The sequence below is a fragment of the Streptomyces sp. MB09-01 genome (genome assembly GCF_033794505.1).
Lineage (GTDB): Bacteria > Actinomycetota > Actinomycetes > Streptomycetales > Streptomycetaceae > Streptomyces.
The window spans coordinates 1-7703 of record NZ_JARAYQ010000329.1 but is presented as its reverse complement, the minus strand read 5'-3'; the positions used below and the strand labels follow the sequence as shown (position 1 = coordinate 7703).

General features: G+C 72.5%; 7 protein-coding genes and 1 pseudogene. 5 read left to right on the top strand and 3 right to left on the bottom strand.

The window, feature by feature from the left end:
• Positions 1 to 557: helix-turn-helix domain-containing protein (locus PV721_RS38670; protein ID WP_319732830.1), on the bottom strand; the 557-nt coding region annotated here is incomplete at its 3' end.
• Between the two features lie 186 nt (positions 558 to 743).
• Here PV721_RS38670 and PV721_RS38665 point away from each other — a divergent pair.
• The 3 genes from PV721_RS38665 (at position 744) to PV721_RS38655 (ending at position 1961) form a co-directional block, all read left to right on the top strand.
• The gene (locus tag PV721_RS38665) at positions 744 to 1361 is read left to right on the top strand and encodes a hypothetical protein (RefSeq protein WP_319732828.1); all 618 of its coding nucleotides are present in this window, start codon (positions 744 to 746) and stop codon (positions 1359 to 1361) included.
• A 116-nt stretch (positions 1362 to 1477) separates the two neighbouring features.
• A complete protein-coding gene (locus PV721_RS38660; RefSeq protein WP_319732826.1) occupies positions 1478 to 1714 on the top strand; it encodes a hypothetical protein in 237 nt (78 codons plus the stop codon).
• Positions 1704 to 1961: a hypothetical protein gene (locus PV721_RS38655; protein ID WP_319732825.1), complete on the top strand. Its 258-nt coding sequence runs from the start codon at positions 1704 to 1706 to the stop codon at positions 1959 to 1961. Before PV721_RS38660 ends, PV721_RS38655 begins: the two co-directional genes overlap by 11 nt.
• A gap of 313 nt (positions 1962 to 2274) precedes the next feature.
• Here the strand turns inward: PV721_RS38655 and PV721_RS38650 are convergent, their stop codons facing one another.
• A complete protein-coding gene (locus PV721_RS38650; protein WP_319732824.1) occupies positions 2275 to 3987 on the bottom strand; it encodes an IclR family transcriptional regulator domain-containing protein in 1713 nt (570 codons plus the stop codon).
• A 5-nt stretch (positions 3988 to 3992) separates the two neighbouring features.
• Positions 3993 to 4598, bottom strand: a complete 606-nt coding sequence (locus PV721_RS38645) for a hypothetical protein (RefSeq protein ID WP_319732823.1) — start codon at positions 4596 to 4598, stop codon at positions 3993 to 3995.
• Positions 4599 to 5228: 630 nt separating this feature from the next.
• Here PV721_RS38645 and PV721_RS38640 point away from each other — a divergent pair.
• A pseudogene (locus PV721_RS38640) lies at positions 5229 to 5891 on the top strand (GmrSD restriction endonuclease domain-containing protein).
• A 324-nt stretch (positions 5892 to 6215) separates the two neighbouring features.
• Positions 6216 to 7703: primosome assembly protein PriA (locus PV721_RS38635; RefSeq protein WP_319732832.1), on the top strand; the 1488-nt coding region annotated here is incomplete at its 3' end.

Here is a 7703-nt window from a genome sequence, read left to right as displayed (position 1 = left end):
ATCGTGGTGGCCGGGCAGTCCAGCACGATCCCGTCCACGCCGTACGCGCTCCCGTCACCGTCCAGGACCACGAGCGGGCCGTGCGGGAACCGCGGGTCGGCGGCCGGCAGCGGGGCGGCCTTCTTCACCGGGCGGCGCGACGTCGCCGACGGCCCGGCCGCCTCCACCGGCGCCTTCACGACCGGATCCGGTGCAGCGGCGGTAGCGGGCGCGGCGGGCGCGGCGGGTTTCGCCACGGGGCCGGTGAACGACTTCGGAACCGCAGCCGGAGCGGGCACGGATTCGGGCGTGGACTCGGAGGCGGCCAGCGCGGGGTACCGCTCGGCCCAGCCGTCCAGCAACCGCAGATAGGCCTGAAGCCGCGGCGGGCGCGGCTCGGAGCGGCCGTTCTCCCAGTTCTTCACCGTCTGCGGCGTCGACTTCAACGCGGCCGCGAGCCGGGCCTGCGTGACACCCGCCGCCTCACGCAGCCGCGCCCGCTCCGCCGGAGACGGCAACCGCGGCTCGCCCTCCAGCAGCGCGTCCACCGCGTCGAACAGTTCTTCCTGGCTCGGCATGGCCCACCTCCACCCCGAACCCTAGCAAAATTAACCCCACCCAGATGTTGGATTTAACCCTAACGGGTGTCGTGTTTTCCGGATGTATCGCGGAGTCCCGTACCCAACTGCACTGGTTGTTGGGGACGTCCGGGTGTGGGCGCGTGCACGGCCGGGGCAAGGTCGCAGACGGGATCCGGCCGGCCGGTGGGCAGGAACGTGGGAGAGGGCGGTGCGCTGGTGGACTGGGACTGGTGGACGGTGGACTTCGGGGACGCGCACGCGGGCGCGGCGGGTGTACTGGTCGGCGGCTGCGAGCCGGGTCCGGTGTACTTCGATGTCGGGAGTGGTCCGGACGTGCCGTCTACCTCGCACTGGTCGGCGTATGACGGCCGGGCCCGCCGCCCGCGCGCCGAGGCGCTCCGGGCGGTGTGTGCGTGCGGATGGCGGGGCCCGGCTCAGTACCCGCTGGACTGGGAGACGATCGGGGACCAGCCCCTGTACGAGGCGGACGTCGACCTCACCGGAGCGCTCGCGGACTGGACGGCGCACCTGTCCGTTGTTTGCGAGACGGCCGTGCCGCTGCCCGAACCGCTGGCAGCGCTCCTGGTCGAGATGGCCGGGCAGCTGACCGCCACCGCCGCGGACGCGCCGTTGGCCGCGCTGCGCGCCGCCGGTGTGCTGGAGCGGATCGCCGCCCGGGTGAGCCGTCAGGCCGCCGGCACGCTGTGCGACGACGGTATGTCCGCCGAAGCGGTGGCCGCCGCGCTCGGCACCACCCGCTCCAAGGCCCTGGTCCTGCTTCTGACCGCGCAGGACAGGTAATGCCACGCACCACAGCGTCCGCCCTGTTGGTTTTCGGTTTCGCCGGAGTGGATCCCGGTCCGCGGGCTGGGCGATACGGTGGTGACACCACGCCAGAAACAGTCCAGGAGTCCCGGATGAGCCAGCAGCCGGCCACCGCGCCCGTGCCCGACCGTCAGCCCCTTGACGAGCACGCTGCCGCGTCCGTCCTCGCGTACGCGGCCGACCAGCGGGCGAAGGTCGACGTCCTCGCCTCCGTGCTCGAGGACATCGCCGTGAACGGCTACCCCGCTCCGGAGACCGGCATGCTGTGGGAGACCGCCCGCGACGCCCACCTCGCCCGCCTCGCCGACGAGCAGCCTCGTGTCGCCTGACCCCTCCGCGCGCCGCTCGCGCGTCGTCATGGTGGAGCCTGCGCTCACCCAGCTCGCCAAGCTCACCGCGAACGAGACGCACCGCCTGGACCGCGCGATCGTCGCCATCAGCGTCAACCCCGAACTGGGCACCGAGGTGCCCGGAACTCTGCTGCGCGACTACGCGGACGAGATCGACGGGGTCCGGGTCATCTACTACGTGACCGCCCTGCGGACCATCACGATCGTGGCGTACATCGAAGCCTGAACACCGAACAGCAGCGCCCCGGGACCGTGTTTCGGTTCGGGGCGCTGCTGCGTGCTGAACAGACTCGGCCGGTTCACGTTGCCGTGCCCGGCCGGCCGGCCTCGCCCGAGGCGGCTGTCCGGCGGCTGTTCGTCCGTAGACAGCAGGAAGGCCCCGAGAGGACTCGGGGCCTTCCTGCACTTCGCTGACCTGCCGGTTCAACGACCTTGCCGGACGGCGGTCACGCCGGCTCGGGCGTGATGCCGGTGAGTACGGGCAGGTGGTCCTGCGAACGTCGTCGAAGAGCCACCCTGTCCGATCAGGAGGTGGATCGTCAGGCGCTGCTGTGGGTGAGGTGGCGGGTGCGGCGGGCGGAGAGTTCGTTCAGGCAGGCGGTCAGGCTCCGGCGTCCGAACTGGATGCCGTTCTGCCGGGGCTGTTCCTGCTCGTGGTCGTCGCTGTGGTCGTCCGTCTCGGATGGAGGTTCGGTGGTGGGGCGGGCGGTGGCCGGTAGCCACAGCCGGCCGGGGTCGCCGGCCGGGTTCGGGACGAGGCCGTGGTCGGGTGCTGTGGTTGTGGCGGGCGGTGTTGTTCCGGAGCCGTGTGGGTCGGTGCCGGTGGTCGCCGACATGCCGGGGTGGCCCTGGCGTCCTGGCTCGACCAGAGGGGGTGCGGAGGCCAGGAGCAGGGAGAGCAGCAGTCCGGTGGCCTGGTCGCTCAGCACACGGGCGATCTCCAGCAGCCGGTGGCGTTGTGCGAGGGGGAGGGAGAGGGCGACGCAGCCGGCCTGTCCTCCGATGCCGAGGGGGACGGCGACGCATACGTACTGTCCGGAGTATTCGAACAGGTCGAACTGGACGGCCTGGGGGCCGTGATGGTCGATGGACCGGAACAGCGCCGAGGAGTCGGTGATGGTCCGGGGGGTCAGCCTCACCGCCTTGCGCCGCGACAGGTGCTCCATACGGCTGTCGAAGTCGAGCTGGTGGAGCAGGCTCTTCCCGACGGCGCTGGCGTGCGCGGCGTCACGGAAGTCCACCCACTCCTGGACGCGCGGAGCGGAGGGCCCGTCCGCGCAGTGCGTGATCGACACCTCGCCCTGGTCATAACTGGCCAGATAAACCGCGGCGGCGACGGTGTCGCGCAACCGGCCGAGGGCGCGGTGCAGGATGACCTGCGGCCCGAGCGACTCCCCTTCGGCGGACATCATCTTCAGCAGGGGGCCGGCGATGTAGGAGGCGTCGGGGAGGCGCTCGATCAGGCCCTGTCCGCACAGCCAGAACAACAGCTGCTCCAGCACTCGGTGGGGCAGGCTGGTGCGGGTGCGGATCCGCTCGCTGTCCACCGGCCGCCCGGCGGAGGCGATCACGTCCAGGACGTCCAGGACCCGCATCGCCGACTCCCACCGCTGACGCCCCAACGGTGCGTTCATCTGCTGGGACGTGGAGGCCACCTTCGCGGCCCGCAGGGCGTGCGGGGAGTACCGCTGCGACGCCGCCGGGGCAGCCGGGGCGGCCTGCTGCGGACGGGCCGGCGCCGGCGGTGGGTAGGAGGCGAGGATCTGGGCGACCGCGGGGACGTAGTCGGGGTCCTGCCAGGCCGCCGCCTGGCTGCGCTGCGCCAGCGACAGCTGTGAACGGGCGTGGAAGTCCAGCAGGATTCGGGCGTCCCCGTGGCCGAACCGGGCCGCCGCCTCCAAGACCCCGAGGACCTCCTCGCGGACTGCCGCGCTCCGGCCACGGTCGTACGCTTCCCGCCACAGCGCCACGGCCAGCCGGAACGCAGCTCCGGGGTGCAGCTCCATGCAGGCGTTCTTGAGCCAGGTGACCGCGGGGCGCCCGTCGCCGCGCCTCAGCGCCTTGCTGCCCATCCGGTAGCAGGAGTTCGCGTGTTCGCGCCGTTCCAGCGCGTCCGGGCCGACCAGCAGGCCCCAGTCACCCCCGGGCCGGTCCCAGTGGTCCCTGGGGGGCCGCGGAGCGGGCATGCGCTCGGCGGCCGCACGCGGGCTCCCGGCCCTCAGGAGCGTCTGTCCGATGTCGTTCCTGATCATGCCAGTCACGCGTCCTCTTCCCCGCGCCGGTGCTTCCTGTGGTGTCCCCAACGGATGAAGGCCTGAAGCTCTTCCGCGCCACGCAGGTCTCTCGAGGCCTTGCTGCTGAGCGAGCGGACCTGCGCGGGCGGGGTCTGCAGGTCCACCGCGATGGTGTTCTCATCGTCGCCCTGAATCTGCGCTTCTGCGACGTTTTTACGCTTTGAAGGCTTCATGTTCGCTATCGCCTCGGACGCGAGGCAGACAGCCGGATCCGGCGGCGTGAGCAGATCACGCTGATGCAGCCCCCGCTCCTCCACCAACGGCAGCAGTGCCTCGTCCTCCAGCGGCCGCTCCGGCGACCGCAGCGCATCCACGGCGATGTTCCGGGCGACCTTCTTCATGTACGGGAGGGGAGAGCGGTCCGGCTCGCCCCTGCCCTCCAGCCACACACGCAGCGTCCTCTCGTGCGCCTCCTGGGCGATCTCTTCCCAGTAGTCGCGCAGGGACGGGTAAGCGGCCCGCAGCGCGGCCATCACCTTCCGCGCCCACTCCTCGGCGTGTTCGCCGAACTGGAGCCGAACCGCTTGCTGGCGCTGACGCTCCTCGTCCTCAGAACCACTGCTCACCACGGGCCGCTCTCCTCCTGCCCGTCGTGGACGGACCCGGTGACGGTGCGCCACACCGTCACCCGCCCGCCCTCGGGCAGCTCGTGGCGGATCACCACAGACGCCGTACGAGCGCGCGGCCCACACCGTGCCGGTGCGCCCACACCGTGCGCGGACTGCCGGCGCGCGAACCGCCGCCCCAGCTCCGCGGCCCAGGGCTGGCAGAACGCGGCGGCCACAGGGACCGAGCCAGCCACGACCGAGAGCAACTCGGTCCAAACCGGGGGTGTCAATTCAGGCTCCAGATCTTCCTGCTCGGAACGACGCAACCTGCGTCACGCCACTACTACGGAGCCCCGCCCGCGAAATTGCCCGGCGACCGATCATGACCGCAAAAGCCCGCGTGTGATCACCCGCCCACCGGTACCGCACCGCCTGTGAGCAGGGACACAGCACCAGTCCGAGCCCAGCCCCGGCCGCGCCACACGCCCGCCGGCCTGGAGGCAGTACTGCGCCCCACCGCCCTTCGGCGGCATCCGCCGCGCGGACCCCGCCCGAGCCCGTACCGGTGGCCGGGCCGGGACGGGCATCCCTGCAGTGCCGTTTCGCCGGTGAACCCTCCTCCTCGGCCGGGTGAACCGGCTCATGATGATCATGATGCGGGCCGCGGTCGCGGCCGCTGCTCTTGCCCTGACCCTGCCCGCCGCGACCGCGCACGCGGCCGAGGAGCGCGCCGTGCCGCAGGTTCTCCCGATCGGGGTGGCAGTGACCGCGCTCCCGCTCGCTCTGGAGGACCGGACCGGCTACCAGCGCACCAGCTTCCGGCACTGGAACGCCGGTGCCAATCCGTCGGACGGCTGCAACACGAGGATGGAGGTGCTGATCGCGGAGGCGGTCGAAGCGCCGGAGGTCGGCCCGGGCTGCACGCTGACCGGAGGGGTCTGGCGGAGCTACTACGACGAGCGAGAGGTGACGCCGGCCGGGGCGTCGGACATCGACCACATGGTCCCTCTCGCCGAGGCGTGGGATTCGCGCGCCAGTTCGTAGACCGCGCAAAGGCGCGAAGCGTACGCCTACGGCCAGGGCCAGCTCTCCTCGCTGGTCGCAGTCACGGCCCGTTCGAACCGGCAGAAGGCGGATCAGGATCCGGCGGAGTGGCTGCCGCCGTCCGCGGACGCGCTGTGCCGGTACGGCGCTGAGTGGACCGCGACCAAGCTCCGCTGGGGCCTAGCGGTGGACGAGCTGGAACGGGAGCGGCTGCTGGACATCGCAGCCGGCTGCGGCGGTACCGACGTCGAGTTCACCCCCGCGCCGTAGCCGGAGAGTCGCAGGGCCGAGGGCCGGCACCCCGCGAGGGGCGGCGGCCCTTTCGCATGTTCTGGCGCGGCCTCGCTAGGGTCGGCGTTCCGCCCCGCGCGAGACGACTTGATGTCCTCGCCGGGTCGGCTCTTGCGCATGTCACGACCCGATGCGTGATCTCCATGATCGGCCGGACGAGTCCTGCTGGCGTCGACAGCGGCGTTCCGCTGATGAAGATCGGAGCAGCTCCGAATACGTCCGCTGCCATGTGGGTTTGGTAGGAATGCTGATGTGAGCAGCGCGAATGATTCCCCGCCGGAGCAGTTCGCGCTGATCCGGGAGATGGCCGCCGAAACAGAGGCCAAGGCGCCCAAGGCGAAGCCGCGTACCTTGCGGGGGGCCGCCCTGGCCGAGGAACTGCCGGTCGCCCGGGTCCTTGTGAACAAGGGCTTGCTCCACCTCGACCAGCTCTTCGACTACGCCGTGCCTGCCGAGCTCTCCGAGGCCGCGCAGCCCGGCGTCCGCGTCCGGGTCCCGTTCGAGGCCGGCTCCCACCAGGTGCACGGCGGCCGCCGCGAGGGCGGTGGCCTCATCGACGGCTTCGTCGTGCAGCGTCGTGCCGAGTCCGACTACACCGGAGCCCTCGCCTTGCTCGCCCAGGTGGTCTCGCCGGAGGTCGTGCTCAGCCCCGCCGCGCTGGCCCTTGCCCGGGCCGTAGCCGACCGGTATGCGGGCAGCCTCGCCGACGTGCTGCAGCTCGCGCTGCCCGCGCGGAGCGCCCGCGCCGAGGCCAAGCCCTCGCCTGATCCGCTGCCTCCGCCCGCCGCGCCCGAGCCCGCCGGCTGGGAGCGGTACGGCGCCGGGCCCGCCTTCCTGCGGGCCCTGGCGACCGGCGCCGCCCCGCGCGCCGTCTGGACCGCCCTGCCAGGCCCTGGTTGGGCCGACGAACTCGCCCGCGCCATGGCCGCCACCCTGGCCTCCGGCCGCGGCGCCCTCGCCGTGGTCCCCGACGGACGCACCGCCGCCCGGGTCGACGCGGCGCTGACCGCCCTGCTCGGCAAAGGACGGCACGCCCTGCTGACCGCCGAGTCCGGGCCGGAGAAGCGCTACCGCCAGTGGCTCGCCGTGAACCGGGGCTCGGTGCGCGCCGTCGTCGGGACCCGGGCGGCGATGTTCGCCCCCGTACGGGACCTCGGGCTGGTCGCCGTCTGGGACGACGGAGACTCCAGCCACAGCGACACCAGCGCACCGTTTCCCCATGTGCGCGAGGTGCTGCAGCTGCGCTCCCTGACCGAGGGGTGCGGCTTCCTGCTCGGCGGTACCAGCTGCACGGTCGAAGCAGCGCAGCTCGTCGAGTCCGGCTGGGCCCGTCCCCTGGTCGCCGACCGCGAGACGGTGCGGTCCTGCGCACCACGGATCCGGACCGTGGGCGATGAGCTGCTCGCCCGGGACGAGGCGGCCCGCGCTGCCCGACTGCCGAGCCTGGCGTGGGAGACCGTACGGGAGGGGCTGAAGTCCGGGCCCGTGCTCGTGCAGGTGCCGCGGCAGGGCTACGTGCCCCGGCTTGCGTGCGAGCGGTGCCGGACACCCGCCCGCTGCAGGGTGTGCGCGGGCCCGTTGGAGGCCCCCAACGAGCGGCATCTGCAATGCGCGTGGTGCGGGCGCGGCGAGCCGTCCTGGCACTGCCAGGAGTGCGGCTCGTGCCGGCTGCGCGTCCAGGTGGTCGGTGCCCGGCGGACGGCCGAGGAACTCGGGCGGATCTTCCGCGCCGTGCCCGTGCGGACCTCCGGGCGCGACCACGTCCTCGACGAGGTGCCAGACCGGCCGGCG